At 37.9% G+C, this 21,143-nt stretch carries 24 protein-coding genes; 23 read left to right on the forward strand and 1 reads right to left on the reverse strand.

From position 1 onward, the window contains the following. Positions 1-181: 181 nt before the first annotated feature. The 10 genes from prsW to AC1DEF_RS02810 all read left to right on the forward strand — a co-directional run bounded on the left by prsW (position 182) and on the right by AC1DEF_RS02810 (position 9,526). A complete protein-coding gene (gene prsW, locus AC1DEF_RS02765; RefSeq protein WP_013059034.1) occupies positions 182-832 on the forward strand; it encodes a glutamic-type intramembrane protease PrsW in 651 nt (216 codons plus the stop codon). Positions 833-979: 147 nt separating this feature from the next. Beyond that, a complete protein-coding gene (sleB, locus tag AC1DEF_RS02770; RefSeq protein ID WP_043976367.1) occupies positions 980-1,912 on the forward strand; it encodes a spore cortex-lytic enzyme in 933 nt (310 codons plus the stop codon). Positions 1,913-1,929: 17 nt separating this feature from the next. Next, positions 1,930-3,279: a germination protein YpeB gene (gene ypeB, locus AC1DEF_RS02775; protein WP_097824547.1), complete on the forward strand. Its 1,350-nt coding sequence runs from the start codon at positions 1,930-1,932 to the stop codon at positions 3,277-3,279. Positions 3,280-3,434: 155 nt separating this feature from the next. Beyond that, entirely contained in the window at positions 3,435-4,100 is a 666-nt protein-coding gene (locus tag AC1DEF_RS02780) for a flagellar brake protein (protein ID WP_053487718.1), read from the forward strand. A gap of 69 nt (positions 4,101-4,169) precedes the next feature. After that, on the forward strand, positions 4,170-4,346 hold the full coding sequence (locus AC1DEF_RS02785) for a YpfB family protein (RefSeq protein WP_013059030.1): 177 nt from the start codon (positions 4,170-4,172) through the stop codon (positions 4,344-4,346). A gap of 162 nt (positions 4,347-4,508) precedes the next feature. After that, entirely contained in the window at positions 4,509-5,183 is a 675-nt protein-coding gene (cmk, locus tag AC1DEF_RS02790; protein ID WP_013059029.1) for a (d)CMP kinase, read from the forward strand. Beyond that, entirely contained in the window at positions 5,180-5,767 is a 588-nt protein-coding gene (locus AC1DEF_RS02795; RefSeq protein ID WP_043976371.1) for a lysophospholipid acyltransferase family protein, read from the forward strand. The genes cmk and AC1DEF_RS02795 overlap by 4 nt, the downstream gene beginning before the upstream one ends. Positions 5,768-5,929: 162 nt before the next feature. Continuing rightward, a complete protein-coding gene (rpsA, locus tag AC1DEF_RS02800) occupies positions 5,930-7,066 on the forward strand; it encodes a 30S ribosomal protein S1 (protein ID WP_013059027.1) in 1,137 nt (378 codons plus the stop codon). Positions 7,067-7,082: 16 nt separating this feature from the next. Beyond that, the gene (gene fni, locus AC1DEF_RS02805; protein WP_097824546.1) at positions 7,083-8,135 is read left to right on the forward strand and encodes a type 2 isopentenyl-diphosphate Delta-isomerase; all 1,053 of its coding nucleotides are present in this window, start codon (positions 7,083-7,085) and stop codon (positions 8,133-8,135) included. A 176-nt stretch (positions 8,136-8,311) separates the two neighbouring features. Then, positions 8,312-9,526, forward strand: a complete 1,215-nt coding sequence (locus AC1DEF_RS02810) for an MFS transporter (protein WP_097824545.1) — start codon at positions 8,312-8,314, stop codon at positions 9,524-9,526. A 33-nt stretch (positions 9,527-9,559) separates the two neighbouring features. Here the strand turns inward: AC1DEF_RS02810 and AC1DEF_RS02815 are convergent, their stop codons facing one another. Next, positions 9,560-9,697: a YpzI family protein gene (locus AC1DEF_RS02815; RefSeq protein ID WP_013059024.1), complete on the reverse strand. Its 138-nt coding sequence runs from the start codon at positions 9,695-9,697 to the stop codon at positions 9,560-9,562. A gap of 120 nt (positions 9,698-9,817) precedes the next feature. On the opposite strand from AC1DEF_RS02815, the gene AC1DEF_RS02820 reads away from it, so the two are divergent. From AC1DEF_RS02820 to ndk, 13 genes are all read left to right on the forward strand, one after another. Next, complete coding sequence (locus tag AC1DEF_RS02820) at positions 9,818-10,423, forward strand: YphA family membrane protein (RefSeq protein ID WP_043976376.1); 606 nt, start codon at positions 9,818-9,820, stop codon at positions 10,421-10,423. Positions 10,424-10,720: 297 nt separating this feature from the next. Continuing rightward, positions 10,721-12,031, forward strand: coding sequence for a ribosome biogenesis GTPase Der (gene der, locus AC1DEF_RS02825; protein WP_013059022.1), 1,311 nt, complete (start codon positions 10,721-10,723; stop codon positions 12,029-12,031). Between the two features lie 17 nt (positions 12,032-12,048). After that, positions 12,049-13,080 (forward strand): NAD(P)H-dependent glycerol-3-phosphate dehydrogenase, encoded by a 1,032-nt coding sequence (locus tag AC1DEF_RS02830; RefSeq protein WP_013084894.1) that lies wholly within the window; start codon positions 12,049-12,051, stop codon positions 13,078-13,080. 314 nt (positions 13,081-13,394) lie between these two features. After that, positions 13,395-13,598: a DUF2768 domain-containing protein gene (locus tag AC1DEF_RS02835; RefSeq protein ID WP_013059020.1), complete on the forward strand. Its 204-nt coding sequence runs from the start codon at positions 13,395-13,397 to the stop codon at positions 13,596-13,598. 24 nt (positions 13,599-13,622) lie between these two features. Continuing rightward, on the forward strand, positions 13,623-14,345 hold the full coding sequence (locus AC1DEF_RS02840) for a hypothetical protein (protein ID WP_097824544.1): 723 nt from the start codon (positions 13,623-13,625) through the stop codon (positions 14,343-14,345). Between the two features lie 229 nt (positions 14,346-14,574). Continuing rightward, positions 14,575-16,053, forward strand: coding sequence for a stage IV sporulation protein A (spoIVA, locus tag AC1DEF_RS02845; RefSeq protein WP_013059017.1), 1,479 nt, complete (start codon positions 14,575-14,577; stop codon positions 16,051-16,053). A 373-nt stretch (positions 16,054-16,426) separates the two neighbouring features. Continuing rightward, positions 16,427-16,699: an HU family DNA-binding protein gene (locus tag AC1DEF_RS02850; RefSeq protein ID WP_013059016.1), complete on the forward strand. Its 273-nt coding sequence runs from the start codon at positions 16,427-16,429 to the stop codon at positions 16,697-16,699. 148 nt (positions 16,700-16,847) lie between these two features. Beyond that, the gene (gene folE / locus AC1DEF_RS02855) at positions 16,848-17,414 is read left to right on the forward strand and encodes a GTP cyclohydrolase I FolE (RefSeq protein ID WP_013059015.1); all 567 of its coding nucleotides are present in this window, start codon (positions 16,848-16,850) and stop codon (positions 17,412-17,414) included. Between the two features lie 25 nt (positions 17,415-17,439). Beyond that, a complete protein-coding gene (mtrB, locus tag AC1DEF_RS02860; RefSeq protein ID WP_013059014.1) occupies positions 17,440-17,670 on the forward strand; it encodes a trp RNA-binding attenuation protein MtrB in 231 nt (76 codons plus the stop codon). A gap of 278 nt (positions 17,671-17,948) precedes the next feature. Continuing rightward, complete coding sequence (locus tag AC1DEF_RS02865) at positions 17,949-18,743, forward strand: heptaprenyl diphosphate synthase component 1 (protein ID WP_014458346.1); 795 nt, start codon at positions 17,949-17,951, stop codon at positions 18,741-18,743. Between the two features lie 4 nt (positions 18,744-18,747). Next, positions 18,748-19,452, forward strand: coding sequence for a demethylmenaquinone methyltransferase (locus tag AC1DEF_RS02870; RefSeq protein ID WP_013059012.1), 705 nt, complete (start codon positions 18,748-18,750; stop codon positions 19,450-19,452). Between the two features lie 81 nt (positions 19,453-19,533). Then, complete coding sequence (hepT, locus tag AC1DEF_RS02875; RefSeq protein WP_013084891.1) at positions 19,534-20,499, forward strand: heptaprenyl diphosphate synthase component II; 966 nt, start codon at positions 19,534-19,536, stop codon at positions 20,497-20,499. Positions 20,500-20,614: 115 nt separating this feature from the next. Continuing rightward, on the forward strand, positions 20,615-21,064 hold the full coding sequence (gene ndk, locus AC1DEF_RS02880; protein WP_013059010.1) for a nucleoside-diphosphate kinase: 450 nt from the start codon (positions 20,615-20,617) through the stop codon (positions 21,062-21,064). Positions 21,065-21,143 lie beyond the last annotated feature (79 nt).

The raw sequence follows: 21,143 nt of genomic DNA on the forward strand, positions 1-21,143 counted from the left end.
TTTTCATATAAGTATGATACATTTTTTGGTATACTTGTTTAAGGTCTTTGTTAGGCTTTGTAAATCGACAGCAAGTTATGTGAGCATTTACATATAAAGATAAGGACATTATAGACGGAGATTTTCATCCTAAAGATAACATGTTACTATTAAAAAAAATAGAGGAGATGAGGCGCTATTTATGTTGGCGATTGTATCTGCAGGCATTGCGCCAGGATTGGCATTGTTAAGTTTTTTTTATTTGAAAGATGAATATGAAACTGAGCCTATTTCAATGGTATTAAAAACATTTATTTTTGGAGCAATGCTTGTTTTGCCAATTATGTTTATTCAATATGTATTTGGTGAAGAACACGTTTTTCAATCACCTTTTCTTCAAGCATTTTTTACGACAAGCTTTTTAGAAGAATTTTTCAAATGGTTCATTTTATATTTCACGATTTATCAGCATGTGGAATTTGATGAGCATTATGATGGAATTGTTTACGGGGCAGCTGTTTCATTAGGTTTTGCTACCGTTGAAAATATTTTATATTTATTTGCAAATGGTTTAGAATCAGCGCTAGGAAGAGCCTTTTTACCCGTATCTAGTCATGCTTTATTCGGCGTCATTATGGGGTATTATTTAGGGAAAGCAAAGTTTTCTGAAGGAAAGGAAAAAACGAAGTGGACGCTGTACTCCGTATTTGCGCCGCTCATTTTACATGGAACATATGATTATATTTTAAAAACAATGGATCATTGGGTATTTATTATTATTCCATTTATGATTTATTTATGGTGGCTGGCGTTAAGAAAAGTAAAAAAGGCCAAACAGCCATCGATTGTCTAGGCTCAGCTTGTAAATCTTTTTTTGAGAGATTTACGAGCTGAGTTTTTTTCATTTCGGTAAATTTTGCGCATCTTGTATAAAAAAACAACCTTTACAAAAAATACTCCTATCATCTTATCAGTTACATACGATGTAGGAGGTTTTGTCATGTTATCATTTCGATGTTTTAAAAAGTATGCATGTCTCATATGCATATGTTCATTTATTGCAGCATCCGTTGTGAGTCCAAAGGCCGCTCACGCGTTTTCAAATCAAGTCATTCAACACGGAGCAGTTGGAGATGACGTTATTGAGCTGCAGTCGAGACTTCAGTATTTAGGTTATTATAATGGGAAAATTGACGGTGTATTTGGATGGAGCACATACTGGGCGCTGCGCAATTTTCAATATGAATTTGGCATTAAAAAGATTGACGGTTTAGCAGGCTGGCAAACAAAGATTAAATTAGCCAACGCAACAAAATATCACGAAAACTATGTGAAAAATCAAATTAGAAAAGGGAATAAGTTTACGCACTATGGCGGTCAGCCTCTTGATCAACAGTCTAAAGGAAGCGGTAGCAGTGGGAAAAGCAGGGGGAACAATGGTCAGCAAAAAGCACAAAGCGGATCTTCTCAAGCAAAAAAACCTGCCAGTCAGCCGCAGCGTAATACGTCTAAAGGAAATTCTGAACAACAGAAAGAAAAAGCACAAAAGCCAACAGCGGTGAATGTACCAAGCGGTTTTTCACAAAATGATATTCAGCTCATGGCAAATGCCGTGCATGGTGAAGCACGGGGTGAACCATATAATGGCCAAGTAGCCGTAGCGGCCGTTATTTTGAACCGAGTTAACAGTCCGTCATTTCCAAATACAGTCGCTGGAGTTATTTTTGAACCGCGTGCATTTACTGCCGTAGCAGATGGGCAAATTTGGCTTGAACCCAATCCAACATCTAAAAAAGCGGTTATGGATGCGATTAACGGATGGGATCCTACTGGGAATGCTATTTATTACTTTAATCCGGATACAGCAACAAGCGCATGGATTTGGTCACGTCCTCAAATTAAGCAAATCGGGAAACACATTTTCTGTCGATAAAGAGAGGTGAAGGAAACATGATTCGAACAATTTTAATTGTATTATTAGCTATTGGTGTTGTAGGTGTAGGGTATTGGGGGTACAGCGAACATCAAGAAAAAGATGCTGTGCTGCTTCAAGCGGAGAATACGTATCAACGAGCATTTCATGATTTGTCATATCAGCTAGATTTATTAAATGATAAAATTGGTGGCACGCTCGCCATGAGTTCGAGAGATCAGCTTTCGCCCGCGCTTGCAGAAGTATGGCGTTTAACTTCTGAAGCTCATAACAATGTAGGACAGCTGCCTTTATCGCTGTTACCGTTCAATAAAACAGAAGAGTTTCTTTCAGATGTTGGTGACTTTACGTATAAAGTGGCGGTAAGGGATTTAAGCAAATCCCCCCTAACAGATAAAGAGTATAAAACGTTAAATTCGCTTTATGATCAGTCAGGCGAAATTCAAAATGAAATGCGCCAAGTACAGCATCTAGTCATTGATAATAACTTGCGCTGGATGGATGTTGAGCTAGCCTTAGCGACAAAAGAAAAGCAAGGGGACAATACGATTATTGACGGATTAAAAACCGTTGAAAAAAGTATGGATTCTTTTGCCGAAACAGATTTAGGCGTTATGAATGCAACGAATGAGCAGGAAAAAAACGCTTTTCATCAATTAAAAGGTAGAGAAGTTAGTGAAGATGTGGCAAAACAAGTGGCGCGTTCGTTTTTGAATTTAAAAGGAAATGAACAAATTCATATTGTAAAGAGCGGAAAAGACGCTGATTATGAAGTGTACAGCTTAACCATTACAGATCCAAAGACTAAACAAGAGACGTATATGGATATTACACAAAAAGGTGGATATCCGCTTTGGGTGCTCGAAGATCGAGATATTAAAAAACAAAATATTAGTTTAAACGATGCTATGAACAAAGCGAATAAGTTTTTAAAAGATCATCGTTTTGAAAGCCTAGTGATGGCTGAAAGCGCTCAATATGATAATATGGGAGTCTTTACATTCGTAGAGCAAACGGAAAGTGGAGTTCGGATTTATCCGGATTCAGTTAAAATGAAAATGTCTTTAGAAGATGGATCTGTGATTGGTTTCTCAGCTAAAGACTTCTTATTAAAACATCGTACAAGAGATATTCCAAAACCTAAAATTTCGAAAGAACAGGCAAAAACCAAGCTGAACTCGAATGTAAAAGTGATGGAAGAACGCTTGGCAATTATTACGAATGATTTAAACGAAGAAGTGCTATGCTATGAGTTTTTAGGGACAATAAAAAATGATACGTATCGTATTTTCATCAATGCCGATACGGGTTTTGAAGAAAAAGTCGAAAAACTGCAAAACTCAGAACCTTTATATAATGAAGTGTAAAGTTGATAAAAACCAGTGTCTATAGACACTGGTTTTTGTGTTTTGTAATATTTTATTGAGTCTAAATAACTAATTTATATTTACAAAATAAACATATTTGACTATGTTTAAATAAAGGGAAAAAGTGTATATAGTGGAACTGAAGGAGAGAGAAGATGATAAAAGCGGGAATGAGGTTGACGTTAGAGAGCGGGCACAGAGAGTCTACATTACAACAAACATATCGGTGTAAAGTAGTTGAGTTTACGGAAGACGTGATTTATATTAGCTATCCGCTAAATGAAGAAACGCAGCGAAGTGCTTTTTTACTAAAAGGTACAAAATTGCTTGCTACGTTTATTGGATATGATCAAAATGTATATACTTTTCCAACTGAAGTAACAGGGCGTGAAATAAAAGGCATGCCTGTTGTGAAGCTCTTTTACCCGGGCGATAAAAAGTTAAAATCTATCCAAAGAAGAAATTTTTTTCGTGTGCCGCTTACAGTGAAGGCGGTGATAGAAAGTGAACAAGAACAGCAGGATGTAATGGAAATCATGACTAAAAACATCAGTGCAGGTGGAATAGCCGGCTCCTTCCATCACTCGCTGCTTTTTAATGAGAAAGATTCGGTTGTTGTACGATTAAGTCTTCCTAATCGTGAGGGAGCTTTGCAGCATCTTGAATTAAAAGGGGAAGTTGTACGAATTACCGCCCCGACTCCTTGTAAAGTAGGTCAGCTATCTATTAAATTTATGAATATGGAAAAACAAACGAAAGAAATGATGATTCGTTATACCTTAAAGCGTCAGCTCGACCTAAGAAGAAAAGGTCTTCTTTAGCGTATAAAAAAAACTTCTCTTTCCTAAACTGTAAGCAAAGGTATTACTTCTTACAAAAGGAGAAAAAAGGTGAATCGAATAGAACGAATTTTAATTAAATTAGTGGTTATTCAATTTGTGTTTTTAATAATTGCCCAATGTATTTTACTATCTAGCAGTCACAGTACATATTTCTCAAAGGTTATTCAGTATGAGGGAGTTAGCAAAAATAATTTTAATAAAATTATTGAAACATTCGACCAGTAGTCGGACGTATGGTAGAATAACTAGGAAAGAAACATGCAGTGAACACCAGGCAGGAGAAGACCCCCTGCTCTTTTTTTCGTTTATAAACGCTTCATATAAAATGGCTCATTGTATAAAAGATGAAAGTGGTTTGTTCCTGTTTTGAAATTAAGGGAGGCACTTATGGAAAAACAAATTTCAATCGCGATTGACGGTCCTGCAGCTGCTGGGAAAAGTACAGTGGCAAAGATTATAGCAGAAACCTTATCATATATTTATGTTGATACAGGAGCGATGTACCGTGCTCTAACGTATCAAGCGCAGAAAAACCAGGTAGATTTGCAAAATGAAGAAGAGCTATTGCATTTGCTTAACGAAACAGTAATCGATTTAAAACCGTCTGAATCTGGACAGGTAGTCATCTTGAATGGACAGAATGTTACAAGTGAAATTCGTTCGGCAGAAGTAACTAACTCTGTATCCATCGTAGCGAAACATCGTGCAGTTCGTGAAGAGATGGTAGCGAGACAGCAGGGCCTTGCTAAAGATGGAGGCGTTGTAATGGATGGACGTGATATCGGTACACACGTGCTTCCTCACGCAGAAGTTAAAATCTTTTTATTAGCGTCTGTGGATGAAAGAGCACAGCGACGCCACGACGAAAACATAAAAAAAGGTTTTGAATCAAATTTAGAGCGTTTAAAAGAAGAAATTGCCCGCAGAGACAAGCTGGATTCTGAGCGCGAAGTAGCACCTCTTAAAAAAGCTGAAGATGCAATTGAAATCGATACAACTTCTTTATCGATTGAAGGAGTTGTAGAAAAAATACTTTCTATTACAAAAGAAAGGATTGGATGATTTTGAGCTTTTATATGTTTGCACGTGCCATTGTAAAAGGCATTTTAACACCAGTTTATCGTTATGAAGTAATCGGTGCAGAAAATATCCCTTCAGAAGGCGGAGTGTTGCTTTGTTCAAATCATATTGACAACTTAGATCCGCCTACTGTAGGTGTGACATGTCCAAGGCCCATTTCGTTTATGGCAAAAGCAGAGCTGTTTAAAGCACCTTTTCTGAAGACGGTTCTGCCAAAGTTAGAAACATTCCCTGTAAAGCGCGGGATGGCAGATCGTGAAGCTTTGCGCCAGGGGTTAAAGATTTTAAAAGAAGGAAAAGTGCTTGGATTGTTTCCCGAAGGAACAAGAAGTAAAGATGGGAAATTAGGAAAAGGGATGGCTGGAGTAGGCTTTTTTGCTTTGCGTTCAAAAGCAGCTGTTGTGCCTTGTGCTGTTATTGGTCCATATAAGCGTTTTGCAAGGTTAAAAGTAGTGTACGGACCGCCAATTCAGATGGATGAGCTTCGCGAACGAAAAGCACCAGCCGACGAAGTGACCGAAGTTATTATGAAAAGCATTGGTGAATTAATTGAAAAATATCAATAGTTTGTAACCTTATGACTTGACAAAAGATTCTATTTATTAGAAGTTAGTAACAAAGAGAGTTTTTTCTATACAGAGCTATATACAATAATGATGAGCTAAAAGAGTGAAGAACTCTTACAAGGGAATACATATTGTAGATGGATATTGGAGGAGGAAAAGACGATGACAGAAGATATGAATCAAGTAGAGGTAACGTCATTAGAAGTAGGAGAAACAGTAAAAGGTACTATTACAAAAGTAGAAGAAAAGCAAGTGTATGTAGATGTACCTAACAGCAAACTAGACGGTATTATTCCAATTAGTGAATTAGCGAGCTTACATATTGAAAAAGCAGGCGATGTAATCCAAGAAGGTGCCGAAGTCGAAGCGAAAGTAATTAAAGTGGAAGACGATTTGCTTGTGCTATCTAAACGGGCTGTAGATGCTGAAAAAGCATGGGATGGTTTAGAAGCAAAACTTTCTTCAGGTGAAGTGTTTGAAGCGGTAGTCAAAGAAATTGTCAAAGGCGGATTAGTAGTAGATATTGGTGTGAGAGGGTTCATTCCAGCTTCTCTTGTTGAAACTCATTTCGTTGATGATTTTGCAGAGTATCAAGATCAAACTCTTACGGTCAAAGTAGTGGAATTAGATAAAGAAAAAAATCGCGTGATCCTTTCGCATCGTGCAGTTGTAGAAGAAGAGCTTGTACAACAAAAAGAAAATGTTCTTGAGTCATTAAAAGAAGGTCAGGTTTTAGAAGGAACCGTTCAGCGCTTAACAGACTTTGGAGCGTTTGTAGATGTGGGCGGAGTAGATGGGTTAGTGCACATTTCTCAGCTTTCACATACGCGTGTAGAAAAACCTTCAGACGTAGTAGCTGAGGGAGATGCTGTGAAAGTCAAAGTATTGTCTGTTGACAAATCAACGGGGCGTGTTTCATTATCTATTAAAGATACGTTAGAAGGTCCATGGTCCAACATTTCTACGAAGCTTCGCCAAGGTGATGTAGTAGATGGAACCGTTAAAAGACTTGTATCTTTTGGAGCTTTTGTGGAAGTTCTACCTGGAGTAGAAGGACTTGTACACATTTCTCAAATTTCCCATAAGCATATCGGGACACCGCATGAAGTGCTTTCTGAAGGCGAAAAAGTGACGGTGAAAGTACTTGATGTGAATGAACAAGAACGACGCGTTTCGTTAAGCATTCGTGATCTTGAGGAAGAAGAACAAGAAGATTACGGTGACTATGAATTACAAGAAGAGTCAAAAGGTTTCCAATTAGGTGATATGATTGGGGATCAATTAAAAAAATTAAGATAAGTAATGGTGATGATTTGTGAGCAGAGCAAAACGTAAAATTGATCACATTCATCATGCGATTCAAACGGGACAGCATCGGCTGCACGGGCTAGATGATATTCGCTTCGTTCATAATAGCTTGCCAAATACTGGCGTGCACGATGTTCATATTGATACAAAAATTGGCGAACTTTTGTTAAGTTCGCCAATTTTTATAAATGCTATGACGGGCGGTGGCGGACAAGAAACGGAACGGATTAACCGTTCGTTTGCTCAAATTGCTCATCATGGTCAATTAGCAATGGCCGTTGGATCGCAGATGGCTGCGATTAAAGATGAAAAGGAAGAACAATCATACAGAGTAGTGCGTCAAGAAAACCCTAACGGAATTATTTTTGCCAACCTAGGCAGTGAAGCTACAGTTGAACAAGCTAAAAAAGCAGTTGATATGCTTGAAGCAAATGGACTTCAAATTCATTTAAATGTTATACAAGAACTGGTCATGCCGGAGGGAGATCGTGATTTCACCGATGCATTACGTCGTATTGAACGCATTGTCCGAGAAGTAACCGTTCCTGTAATTGTCAAAGAAGTAGGTTTTGGGATGAGCGCTCAAGCAGTGCAAAAACTTAAAGATGTTGGTGTTGAAATCGTTGATATTGGTGGGTACGGTGGTACCAATTTTTCGAAAATCGAAAATGAAAGACGAGCAAAACATTTTCACTTCTTTAATGATTGGGGAATTTCCACAGCAGTTTCTTTAGCAGAAGTATCTCAGCACGTAGAAGGTATATCCATTATTGGTTCGGGAGGTATTCAAACCTCTATGGATATTGCTAAGTCTATTGCGTTAGGAGCTTCTGCAACGGGAATGGCAGGATATTTTTTATCCATTTTAATGAAGTCTGGTTTAGAAGCAGTTGTAGAAGAGATAGCCGAGATGCATGAGGAGTTAACGTTCATCATGGCTGCGCTAGGAGCAACTTCTATTGCTAAGCTTCAGCAAATGCCTCTAGTTATTACAGGGGATACCCATAGCTGGCTGACTCAGCGAAATGTATCTATAGAAATATTTAATAACAGATCATAAAAAAGCATGCAGTTGACTGCGTGCTTTTTTATTTCTTTAAAAGATGAATGATCGCGTTTTCATTTAAAAAAACAAAAAATGTTGGCAGAAGAAGTGACAAAAAGCATGAAATCCCAAACGTTAGCCCCTTATAATAAGTAAAATAGACAGAAAAATCAGAAAAAAGAGGTGGCGTAATGAAAAAGGGACATCCTGTATTTACAATTTTTCTTTTCTTTTTAGGCTGGGTTTTCATGTATGCAGATCGTAATATTTTATCTCCGGTTATGGGAGATATCGGTGCGCAGTGGGATCTTAATAAAGCTGAACTTGGGCTAATGTTTACCGTATTTTTTGCAGCGTATGCAGCTATGCAAATTCCAACGGGTTTTTTGGCAGATCGATTTGGTCGAGTTAAGATCTTAGTAGCTGGATACATCTTGTTTGGAGTTGCCACATTTTTTACAGGACTTACAACTACTTTCGGTATGTTCTTATTTATGCGGGCGCTGACAGGACTTGGAGAAGGAACGTATTATGGTTCACAATACGGAATTTCTTCAAGCATCACATCTGAACGATACCGAGGTTTAGTGTCGGCGCTCATTAATAGTGGAATGGCTTTTGGTATATCACTTGGTTTTATCGGTTCTACATACATTACATATACATTAGAAAAAGACTGGCAGTTTACTTTTTACTTATTTGCTATTCCAACTATAGTAATAGCTATTTTAATAGCTTTCTTTGTAAAAGATAAGCAAAGGGATCAAGAAAAAAATTCGCTAAATAAAGAAACAAAGCAGTCGCTAAAAGTATTATTTACAAAAAATCATATTTTCGTATACATTTTAATCTTCTGCTCTCTTTACGGATTTTTTGGGATGCTGACTTGGCTTCCTTATTATTTGCAGCACTCGCGAGGCTTAGAAGGGTCTCAAACAGGCATCATAGCATCTTTAGTACCTTGGGCGTCTATTCCAGGAGCAATCTTCTTTGGATATATATCTGATCGAATTGCAAATAAAAAAGCATTAATTGTGAGTTTGTCAGTAGCGGGCGCTTTGTGTCAATTTTTTATTCCCTATACAGAGAGTTATTCTTGGCTATTATTCGGCTTAATTGTGTACGGTTTGATAGGTAAATTAGCATTAGATCCGATTTTGATTTCGTATATGGCGGATATTACTCCATCGTCCATGTACTCTAAAGTGTACGGTTTTTTCAACTTCAGCGGCATGCTGTCATCGATCTTTGCACCTTACATTACCGGATATTTTGCAGATAAACTTGGAAGTATGGAATTCGGGTTTTATTTGTCAGGAGCACTATTGTTAGTGGGAGGAGTTCTCTTTTTGTTTACAGGAAAGAAAGAACGTTCCTATCCTGTTTCACATCCAGTTTTAAAATAAAAAAAATGCGCTGACTTAGTCAGCGCATTTTTTTTATTTATGCTCATTTAACTCGCGTGCTTCTTCAGGACTTTGCAAGCTAGTTGCTCCCGGATAGTGAAGTCCTTGATCACGGTCAGATTCAACTCGTTTTGATTCTTTTAATTTTTTCTCTTGACGATCTTTTCCCATTTTAGATTCCCTCCTTTTTTCTGATAGGTTGTCCAAAATAAGGGGTTCTATTCTAAAACTCCGATTAAGTTTTACCGAATTGATACATACTGATGACAGGTAGAGGAGGTGCCATATTCAGTGGACGGAATTTTCTTTTATTGGCTTTCGTGGATGGGATGGATTGTTGCGACTTTTCTTATGCCCAAAACACCTAGACGTTGGAAGGTAGCAGCCATTATATTAATCAGTATACTCCTAAGCGGAATGAACATGCATATGGCTCAGTTTTCATTTAGCTACACCGCTTTGTTTTTAGTGGGGGTAGCGTGTGTTTATGCTTCAGGCTACAGCAGGTTTCAGCAGTTATATTATGTTATTGTATGCGGCATTATAATAATTGCCTATGCTGGTTTTTGTTTACTTGAGCTCTATGATCCTGTATGGATTTTTATTGATCGTAAGTGGATTTTGACTGGACTTATCTTATATATTTGCTTTATGGTGATTAAAGATGCTGAAAAAAGATTCGCAGCGATCATTTTAGGTGTAGTTGGAGGAGATTTTTTATACGCAGTTGTCATTCGAGATATTGCATCTTATGAAGTAGGGTCTCTTCGGACACTCGACGTTTTAGCAACAGCAGTAGGAGCTATGTTTATTTGGGAGATGCTGGTTTATTTCTCTGCTTATTTAGATTTGTACGTGCTGAAGTCTCACAGGCAAAAGCAAAGTACTTACAAATAGAAGAAGAGATTTCGTAAAATTATATTGTTGTTACCGGTGATTTTTGATAAAATTGTTTGATTGAAAGAGTAATGCTTATTCAGCGGATAGGCAGTTAATCAGCCTGGTGTAAAATAGAGCTGATAAAAAGCCTGCTTTATCGCTTATGATCGATTAGTAGAGGTCATGCCACGCTGCATGGCCTCAATTTTTGAAAAAAGAATGATCTTATTTATTTGTACATGTAGATAAATACCTTTAGTCGATTAAAGACTGGTTGCCGATACATAAAAAAGATCAAGGAAAGGGAAGAATCGTATGCCAAAACCAATTATTGCGATTGTTGGTCGTCCCAACGTAGGAAAATCAACAATTTTCAACCGAATTGTAGGAGAGCGAGTATCTATTGTAGAAGATATTCCGGGTGTAACTCGTGATCGTATCTATAGTTCAGGTGAGTGGCTGAATGTGGACTTTAACATTATTGATACCGGCGGTATTGATATTGGAGATGAACCATTTTTAGAACAGATCAAACAGCAGGCAGAAATTGCAATTGATGAAGCGGACGTAATCATTTTTCTAGTGAATGGACGCGATGGAATTACTGCAGCTGATGAAGAAGTGGCGAAAATTTTATACAAATCCAAAAAGCCCGTTGTCCTAGCTGTTAATAAAGTAGATAATCCTGAAATGAGAGAATTAATCTATGATTTCTACGCACTAGGATATGGAGAACCGTTCCCAATCTCAGGAACGCATGGTTTAGGTTTAGGTGACCTGCTAGACGAGGCAGCTAAGCACTTTCCAAAAGAAAAAGACGAAGATTACGGAGAAGACGTCATTAAATTTTCATTGATTGGTCGTCCTAACGTAGGGAAATCTTCATTAGTTAATGCTCTTCTAGGTGAAGACCGTGTTATTGTCAGTGATCTTGCCGGCACGACACGCGATGCCATTGATACAAAGTTTACAAAAGAAGATCAAGAATATGTTGTTATTGATACAGCTGGAATGAGAAAGCGTGGAAAAGTGTACGAGAGTACTGAAAAATACAGCGTACTGCGCGCATTAAAGGCAATTGAACGCTCAGATGTTGTCTTAGTTGTATTAAATGCTGAAGAGGGTATTATTGAACAAGATAAGAAAATTGCTGGCTATGCACAAGAAGCTGGAAAAGCTGTTGTCATCGTTGTGAACAAATGGGATACAGTAGAAAAAGATGAAAAAACAATGAAAAAATTTGAAGAGAATATACGTGAGCATTTTCAGTTCTTAACATATGCTCCAATTGTATTCCTTTCAGCTAAAACGAAAAAACGTACGCATACGCTATTGCCGATGATTGATCTTGCAAGCGAAAGCCATGCGGTACGTGTAGAAACAAGCATCTTAAATGATGTGATTATGGATGCAGTAGCAATGAACCCTACGCCTACTCACAACGGCAACCGCTTGAAAATCTATTACACAACTCAAGTAGCAATCAAGCCGCCAACTTTTGTTGTGTTTGTAAATGATCCTGAGCTAATGCATTTTTCATATAAACGTTTCTTAGAAAATAAGCTTCGTGAAGCTTTTGGATTTGAAGGAACTCCAATTAAAATTATTGCAAGACCAAGAAAATAACAGAGGATGTGATCGGCGTGGAAAGAATAGCTGTACTAGGAGCAGGAAGCTGGGGAACTGCATTAGCTTTCGTATTGGCGGAAAATGGACACGATGTTCGCATTTGGGGACATAGACAACAAGTCATTGATCAAATCAACGAGACGCATAAGAATGAAAAATATTTGCCTGGTGTAGAGCTTCCTCATCAGATTAAAGGTTTTACGTCATTAGAAAAGGCAATAGAAGGTGTTGAAACCCTTATTTTAGCTGTTCCAACGAAGGCCATTCGTGAAGTGTTGCAGCAGCTAAAATCCCTTACCGATGAACTATTTACAATTGTTCACGTAAGTAAAGGGATTGAACCGGATTCTCTTTTACGTATATCTCAAATGATTCAACAAGAAATTGATACAAAAGACATCGTTGTCTTATCAGGTCCGAGTCATGCTGAAGAAGTAAGTAGAAGGCAGCCCACAACTGTGACGTCAGCTTCAACAAATATACAAGCAGCAGAAAAAGTGCAGGATTTATTTAATAATCAGCAGTACTTCCGTGTTTATACAAATCCTGATGTGATTGGTGTGGAAATTGGGGGAGCGTTAAAAAATATTATTGCTCTTGCTGCTGGTATTACGGATGGACTTGGATATGGTGACAATGCGAAGGCCGCTCTTATGACTCGTGGCTTGGCTGAAATCGCTCGTTTAGGTACTGTGCTTGGTGCCAATCCTTTGACGTTCTCAGGTTTAACTGGGATTGGAGACTTGATTGTAACGTGTACAAGCGTTCATTCTCGAAATTGGCGCGCTGGTAATCTTCTTGGAAAAGGCAAAAATTTAGACGAAGTATTAGAAAATATGGGAATGGTTGTAGAAGGTGTACGCACGACGAAAGCAGCTTACCAGCTATCTCAAAAATATGACGTAAAAATGCCGATTGCTGATGCTTTATATAATGTACTGTTTAATGATGTGAAGGCAAAGGATGCAGTAGACGCGCTTATGTCTCGTACTAAAACACATGAAATGGAAGATTTAGCGAATGTTTTAGGAGAAAAATTAAATTAAGTGCAAAGAAATATGAAAAAATAGGCAATTAGTGATACCCAAAATCATTTACTTGCATAAAATAACGTGTAAATAAAGATGAGTAGAACTGTTAGTATGGGAATATTTAGTTATGATCGAAGCGAAGAGCCCCCTTCGCTTCGATTTTTTTATGTGAATAAGCAGGAATTTGTCAATTTAATAGGAAAGTAATTACTATAGAGCATGAATCACTGGAAGGTAAATAAATAGTTAATTTAGAAAGTTCTATCAATATCCATCTTAACTATAAGTCCTTATGTTATAATAACGGTGAAAAAAGGAGTGGATGCAGTTTGTCGCCAGGTTTGTTAAAGATGTGGATTTCATTGGGCTCCATTGTATTTATGTTTATTTCGGTATTTTCTATTTACTTTAGTCGTTATAAAATTACGAACCGCATTGGTAAAATTGTACTCGCTTTCATTGCCTATTCGCTTATGATTGTAGCAGGTCTTATTATGGTAATTGTTGTATTCAGCGGGCCGACAGATGCTTAATGTACATATGGTAGGGTGAGGAAAATGAAAAAATTCATGCTAACGTCTATTGTTGGGTTAACCATTTTTGTATTATCCGGTTGTTTGTACCCGGCAGAAAGAATGTCTCAAAATCAAGTTCCTTATAAAGATCAAGTTGCTTCCGTGCAAACGGCGGTTGATCAATTTAAACAAGAAAGCGGAGGCTTATTGCCAATAAAAACGAAAGATATGGACACGCCGATTTATCAAAAATATCCGATTGACTTTACGAAAATTGTTCCTAGATACATGCAAGACGCACCTGGTAATTCGTATGAAAGCGGAGGGATATTTGCGTACGTGCTTGTGGATGCAGAAACAAAGCCCAAGGTTAAATTATTAGACTTACGAATGGCGGATACGATTCAAGATGTTAACGTACATTTGAATATATACCGTCAAAATCATAAAGGGTACGTACCGTTTAAAGAGGTCATCGCTCCCGGCGTATTCTCTATTAATTATAAAAAATTGAATATGAAAGAGCCTCCTGTCGTTACTAGCCCATATACAGGGAATAGTCTTTCTTTAATTGTTAATGGACAGGGAGATGTATTTGTAGATTATCGTCCTGATTTGTATGATGCCATTCAAAAGCATAAAAGCTCCTACAAACCTGGTGAAGATATACGAAAGCTCCTTGTGGAAAACAGTGATTTTGTACCTGCTTACTCTCTTCCTTATACAGTCAACGATAAGAATGAACCAATATTTTTAAAAAAATAAGTCATGAACCCCTTCTCCTTGAATAATATTCAGAGAGAAGGGGTTTTCTCTTTCTTGTACACCAATAATGATAATCAGAATGACTAAGTCAGCATGTGCATGAAAAAAATCATAAATTTTTCTATCAAAAGTCATATTTTAATAGGACAACGTCATAACTATATAGTGTCCTAATTTACTCTCGCAATGGATGTCATATTCCATGAACTCATAGATCGGAGGGGATCTTTTGGAAAAGGTGGATGTATTTAAAGATATCGCTGAACGTACAGGAGGCGATATATATTTAGGTGTGGTGGGAGCAGTTCGAACAGGAAAATCTACATTTATTAAAAAATTTATGGAGCTGGTGGTCCTGCCTCACATCGAGAACGAGGCAGAAAGAGCTCGCACACAAGATGAACTACCACAAAGTGCAGCTGGAAAAACGATTATGACAACTGAGCCGAAATTCGTACCGAATCAAGCAGTTAATGTTTTGGTAGATGACGGGCTAGAAGTTAACATACGGTTAGTAGATTGTGTAGGATATACGGTGCCAGGCGCTAAAGGGTACGAAGATGAAAACGGACCTCGAATGATCAATACACCTTGGTATGAAGAACCAATTCCATTTCACGAAGCGGCTGAAATTGGAACGAGAAAGGTAATTCAAGAACACTCAACGATTGGTGTCGTCATTACAACAGATGGCTCAATTGGAGATATACCTCGTCAAGATTACGTGGAAGCAGAAGAGCGCGTCATTAATGAACTAAAAGAAGTAGGGAAACCATTTATCATGGTTATTAATACCGTACAGCCATATCATCCTGATACAGAAAAGCTTCGTGCAAAGCTTAATGAAAAATATGATATTCCAGTATTAGCGATGAGTGTGGAAAGCATGCGCGATACTGATGTGATGAACGTATTAAGAGAAGCACTCTACGAGTTTCCTGTATTAGAAGTCAACGTTAATCTACCAAGCTGGGTAATGGTTTTAAAAGATAAACATTGGCTGCGTGAAAGCTATCAAGAAGCCGTTAAAGAAACGGTAAAAGATATTAAGAGGCTGAGAGACGTTGAACGGGTAGTAGAGCAATTTAGCCAGTTTGAGTTTATCGATCAGGCTCGATTAGCCGGAATTGAGATGGGGCAGGGAATTGCTGAAATTGACTTATATGCTCCAGATGACTTATACGACCAGATCTTGAAAGAAATTGTGGGAGTAGAAATTCGCGGAAGAGATCATTTGCTGCAGTTAATGCAAGATTTTGTGCATGCAAAAACCGAGTATGATCAAGTCTCTGATGCCCTTCGTATGGTTAAACAAACGGGTTATGGTGTAGCTGCACCTTCGCTTTCGGATATGAGCCTTGATGAGCCTGAAATTATTCGCCAAGGATCGCGTTTTGGAGTTCGTTTAAAAGCAGTGGCACCTTCAATACACATGATTAAAGTGGATGTAGAATCAGAATTTGCCCCGATTATCGGAACGGAGAAGCAAAGCGAAGAATTAGTTCGTTATTTGATGCAAGACTTTGAAGATGATCCGCTTTCAATTTGGAATTCAGATATATTTGGCCGCTCTCTAAGTTCAATCGTAAGAGAAGGGATTCAAGGAAAGCTGTCGCTGATGCCTGAAAATGCACGATACAAGTTAAAAGAAACGCTAGAACGGATTATTAACGAAGGATCCGGAGGTTTAATCGCGATTATTCTATAAGCATGTAACGTTAGGCTCCTCATAAAGGAGCCTCTTCTTTTTGGATAGATCATACAAAACTTTACATATATTGTGATAGATCGCGTGGTTATCCTATTCCTGCGTTATTTTCTGCTTGCTATGCCTTGTTCAATATGTTAATCTTTTAACAGAAATCGATCGATCATACTGTTTTTACTACATACATACGGCAGATGAATGAAAAACATTGAATTATTTAGTTCAATCGTTTATGATTAGGCTTGTCGATACATAGGTTATGTATAATATCCATTTGTTTTGTTAAAGAATGAGATATAACGAATTACTAGATTCCTTTTCTAACAAGGTTTTTAGTTATTATATGATCCGATTTTGGGAGGAGGTGAATGGCATGAACAAGACAGAATTAATTAATGCTGTTGCAGAAGCAAGTGAGCTTTCAAAAAAGGATGCTACAAAAGCAGTTGATGCTGTTTTCGATACAATTTTAGAAGCTTTAAAAGCTGAGGACAAAGTTCAACTTATCGGTTTTGGTAACTTCGAAGTACGTGAACGTGCTGCTCGTAAAGGACGCAATCCACAAACTGGCGAAGAAATCGAAATTCCTGCTAGCAAAGTTCCTGCATTCAAACCAGGTAAAGCTCTTAAAGATGCTGTAAAATAATATCTACATAAAATGGCTTTATTCATAGCCGTTGATGAAGAGCTTTGAAAGGTCGCACATTTGCGACCTTTCTTTTTTGCCTTTGGTATATACATATGCTAGAATTTTTTTCATAAAGTCGTAATGCAACGAATTGGAGGGCAACAACATGTCATCTGTAAATAAACCACAGATCGAACAAGCCGTGAGATTAATTTTAGAAGCAATTGGCGAAGATCCAAACCGTGAAGGATTATTAGATACACCAAAGCGAGTAGCTAAAATGTATGAGGAAGTCTTTTCCGGGTTGAATGAAGATCCAAAAGAACATTTTAAAACAGTTTTTGGAGAAGATCATGAAGAGCTAGTGCTTGTAAAAGATATTCCTTTTTACTCTATGTGTGAACACCACTTAGTTCCTTTTTATGGAAAAGCTCATGTTGCGTATATTCCAAAAGGCGGACGAGTGACCGGTTTAAGTAAGCTGGCAAGAGCAGTAGAAGCTGTTGCAAAACGTCCTCAGCTTCAGGAGAGAATTACATCTACAGTGGCGGATTCTATTGTAGAAACATTAGAGCCGCACGGGGTAATGGTAGTAGTGGAAGCAGAGCACATGTGTATGACCATGCGCGGCATTAAAAAGCCTGGAGCTATGACAATCACTTCTGCTGTACGCGGAGTGTTAGAACACGATGCAAGTTCTAGAGCTGAAGTTTTATCACTGATTAAATCATAATGTGGATGATGAAGGAGAAGAGAATATGACACAAAAAGGAACGCCGGAGTATATTGTCATTAAAGCGGTCGAAGATGGAGTTAACGTAATTGGCTTAACGCGAGGAGCAGATACGCGATTTCATCATTCAGAAAAACTAGATAAAGGCGAAGTAATGATTGCGCAGTTTACTGAGCATACATCCGCAATTAAAATTCGTGGCAAAGCCGTCATTCAGACTGTTCACGGAGAAATTGAATCCGATACGAAAAAATAAGCAGGGATTTTCCTGCTTTTATTTATATTTAAAATAAATGAATAAGAACAGGAAAAACATGGTGAAACTAAAAGCAATATCTTAAATTACTGTCTAAGAAATCCAGATGGTATGTAGATGAACGGTGTTCAAGCGGATGAGCAGCTAAATGATTTAAACCGTGAAAAAGCTTCAAAAGAATTTAAAGGATATTTTATAATGTAATTATGTTATAATTGACACTATCGATTTGGAGTTAAAAGAACTTTAAACAAATAGTGATGGAAAGGGAGACAAGGATGATGAGCGTAAAAACCATCTATGATATTGTGGCCAACATGAAAGAACAGCTTCATGTTGAATTAAGTCATCCATATGTAAAAAAATATATTCATCATCCGCGTATTGATGAAAATAGATTACTGTACATGTGTTCGTTCTTAGATACTCTCTCAATGGAAGAAGAAAAAAAGAACAGCTCTGTGCTATCTGTGATGCTCGTTCAAACCGCACTTGATACCCACGATCTAGTCTCCACTCAAAATGTTAGCGGAAATGAAGGAAAGCTGCATGAGCGGCAGCTGGTAGTTTTGGCCGGAGATTATTACAGCGGCCTGTACTATTACTATTTAGCTCAAAGCAACCAGCTGAATTTAATGAAAGTTATAGCATCTGCTATTAAAGAAATTAATATCGCTAAGATACACATTTATAACAATCGCTCTACTAATCCACACGACGTTATGAATAGTTTTTTAGCAGCAGAATCATCGTTTGTAAGATGCTTATGTGACTATTTTGAACGTGAAGAGTGGAAAGAACTTTTAAAACATGCAGCGTATTTGAACGGGATATTAAAGCAATTAAAGTCATTACAGCATAAAGAGCCTACTCTCTTGCTAAACTATTGCAAACAAATTGGTATGAATCAAGAACAAATAAAAGAATACCTTTATTCGTATACTCAACAGTCTGTAAACATTGTTAGAGGATACTTACGAAGTGAATTTGTGATGAATGAGTTTTTAAGAGAGCACTTAGATGAACTTACATCTAGCTTAGAAGTGCTGAAAAATGTCGTAGGAGAAGGATAGAGATATGCAGCAATCAAAAGAACAGCGTGTCCATGGCGTATTTGAAAAAATATACAAAAATTATGATCAAATGAATTCTGTTATTAGTTTTCAGCGTCATAAGGCATGGCGCAAAGATACGATGAAGCGAATGAATGTTCAAAAAGGAACAAAAGCTTTAGATGTTTGTTGCGGAACTGCGGATTGGACGCTAGCTATGGCTGAAGCAGTTGGAGAAACAGGAGAGGCAGTTGGCCTGGATTTTAGTCAAAATATGCTAAAGATTGGTGAAGAGAAAGTAAAAAACTCACCTTTTTCAAATATTACCTTACTACATGGCAATGCAATGGAACTTCCTTTTGAAGATAATTCATTTGACTATGTAACGATTGGATTCGGACTGCGCAACGTGCCCGATTACCTTCAAGTGTTAAAGGAAATGCAGCGCGTCGTGAAACCTGGCGGAAAAGTGGTTTGCCTTGAAACGTCTCAGCCCACGATGATCGGCTACCGACAAATGTACTTGCTTTACTTTAAGTATATTATGCCTGCGCTTGGAAAGATGGTCGCTAAAAGCTATGATGAATATTCATGGCTTCAAGAGTCAGCAAGGGACTTTCCAGGTCAAAAGCAATTGGCTGATATGTTCCGTGAAGCCGGTTTGACAGATGTTGAAGTGAAATCTTACACAGGTGGAGTAGCAGCGATGCATCTAGGGTACAAACGATAAAAGAGAAAAAGCTTGTCCTACAGGTGCAACAGCCTGTAGGATAAGGAGTAAAGAATGAATATATAATGCAAGGTGAGTCCAATGAAACTAAAAATGATGTACGCTTTTTTGAATACGGATATTACCCTTATTGAGAAAGAACTTGAACAAACTGTTCATACCGATGAAACACTTATCACAGATGCTTCTCTTCACCTTTTACAAGCAGGGGGGAAACGAATTCGCCCTGTATTTGTTTTGTTGGCAGCTAAATTTGGGCATTACAACATCGACCAAATCAAACACGTGGCAGTAGCGCTTGAGCTGATTCACATGGCGTCTCTTGTTCATGATGATGTTATTGATGACGCTGATAAGCGACGCGGAAAACCAACAATTAAGGCAAAATGGGACAATCGTATTGCTATGTATACAGGGGATTACATCTTTGCTCGTGCGCTTGAAGTTATGAGCGAGGTTAAAGATGTGGAAGCACATAAAATTTTATCTAATACGATGGTGGAATTAACGCTCGGTGAAATTGAACAGATTAAGGACAAATACAACCTAAACCAAAACTTACGCGTGTATCTGCGTAGAATTAAACGTAAAACGGCACTGCTAATTGCTGCAAGCTGTCAGTTAGGCGCAATTGCAGCGGGAGCTCCTGAAGATATACATAAACGTTTATTTTGGTTTGGATATTACGTGGGAATGTCATTTCAAATTACCGATGACATTTTAGATTTTATCTCATCAGAAGAACAGCTTGGGAAACCAGTTGGCAGCGACTTACTGCAAGGAAATATTACGCTGCCAGTTTTGTATGCCATTGAAAATGCTGAGTTTCGAGATAAAGTAGAACAGCTTTTCGAGAGGGAATATGAGCAAGAGCTGATCAATGAAATTATTTCTGATATTAAATCTTCTAACGCCATTGAACGTTCATTTGAGATGAGCGATCGTTATCTGCAAAAAGCGATGAGCATTTTAGAAGAACTGCCGCCAAACAAGGCGAAAAAAACGCTGCATCAAATTGCGAAGTACATTGGAAAACGGAAATTTTGATTTATTTACTTTCATAAGTTGTAAACTGCTCGAAACAATGTTAATATCTTCATGAGGTGTGATTGCGCTTTCAAAACTTGTTTACATATCATGAACTTCAGGGGTGGAGAGTAAAATGATACAAAAAACGTTTTTAATGGTCAAACCAGACGGGGTACAAAGAAGCATTATTGGTGAGGTTATTTCTCGCTTTGAGAAAAAAGGTTTTCAATTAGTCGGAGCTAAGCTTATGCATATTTCGCAAGAATTAGCTGAAACACACTACGGTGAACATAAAGAGAAACCTTTCTTCGGTGAGTTAGTGAAATTTATCACATCAGGTCCAGTTTTTGCTATGGTATGGGAAGGTGAAAACGTGATTTCAGTATCACGTCAAATGGTGGGGAAAACTAACCCTCAAGAAGCGCTTCCTGGAACTATTCGAGGTGATTATGGACTGATTGTCGATAAGAATATTATTCACGGCTCAGATTCACCAGAAAGTGCGGAGCGTGAAATCAGCTTATTCTTTGAAAGTGAAGAGCTGACTTTCTATAAAAAAGACGCAGACGCTTGGATTTACTAATTTAGATAGCGCAAGGAGACGAATGAATTTTCATTCGTCTTTTTTATTGTGTTTATACATAGGTTCTAGGCTATTGATT

It is taken from the genome of Priestia sp. 10L35 (genome assembly GCF_056395685.1).

Coding starts and splice junctions, on each gene's coding strand:
- prsW (WP_013059034.1), top strand. CDS start 182: ATGTTGGCGATTGTATCTGCAGGCATTGCGCCAGGATTGGCATTGTTA.
- sleB (WP_043976367.1), top strand. CDS start 980: ATGTTATCATTTCGATGTTTTAAAAAGTATGCATGTCTCATATGCATA.
- ypeB (WP_097824547.1), top strand. CDS start 1,930: ATGATTCGAACAATTTTAATTGTATTATTAGCTATTGGTGTTGTAGGT.
- AC1DEF_RS02780 (WP_053487718.1), top strand. CDS start 3,435: ATGATAAAAGCGGGAATGAGGTTGACGTTAGAGAGCGGGCACAGAGAG.
- cmk (WP_013059029.1), top strand. CDS start 4,509: ATGGAAAAACAAATTTCAATCGCGATTGACGGTCCTGCAGCTGCTGGG.
- AC1DEF_RS02795 (WP_043976371.1), top strand. CDS start 5,180: ATGATTTTGAGCTTTTATATGTTTGCACGTGCCATTGTAAAAGGCATT.
- rpsA (WP_013059027.1), top strand. CDS start 5,930: ATGACAGAAGATATGAATCAAGTAGAGGTAACGTCATTAGAAGTAGGA.
- AC1DEF_RS02810 (WP_097824545.1), top strand. CDS start 8,312: ATGAAAAAGGGACATCCTGTATTTACAATTTTTCTTTTCTTTTTAGGC.
- AC1DEF_RS02815 (WP_013059024.1), bottom strand. CDS start 9,697: ATGGGAAAAGATCGTCAAGAGAAAAAATTAAAAGAATCAAAACGAGTT.
- der (WP_013059022.1), top strand. CDS start 10,721: ATGCCAAAACCAATTATTGCGATTGTTGGTCGTCCCAACGTAGGAAAA.
- AC1DEF_RS02840 (WP_097824544.1), top strand. CDS start 13,623: ATGAAAAAATTCATGCTAACGTCTATTGTTGGGTTAACCATTTTTGTA.
- AC1DEF_RS02850 (WP_013059016.1), top strand. CDS start 16,427: ATGAACAAGACAGAATTAATTAATGCTGTTGCAGAAGCAAGTGAGCTT.
- folE (WP_013059015.1), top strand. CDS start 16,848: ATGTCATCTGTAAATAAACCACAGATCGAACAAGCCGTGAGATTAATT.
- mtrB (WP_013059014.1), top strand. CDS start 17,440: ATGACACAAAAAGGAACGCCGGAGTATATTGTCATTAAAGCGGTCGAA.
- AC1DEF_RS02865 (WP_014458346.1), top strand. CDS start 17,949: ATGATGAGCGTAAAAACCATCTATGATATTGTGGCCAACATGAAAGAA.
- AC1DEF_RS02870 (WP_013059012.1), top strand. CDS start 18,748: ATGCAGCAATCAAAAGAACAGCGTGTCCATGGCGTATTTGAAAAAATA.
- hepT (WP_013084891.1), top strand. CDS start 19,534: ATGAAACTAAAAATGATGTACGCTTTTTTGAATACGGATATTACCCTT.
- ndk (WP_013059010.1), top strand. CDS start 20,615: ATGATACAAAAAACGTTTTTAATGGTCAAACCAGACGGGGTACAAAGA.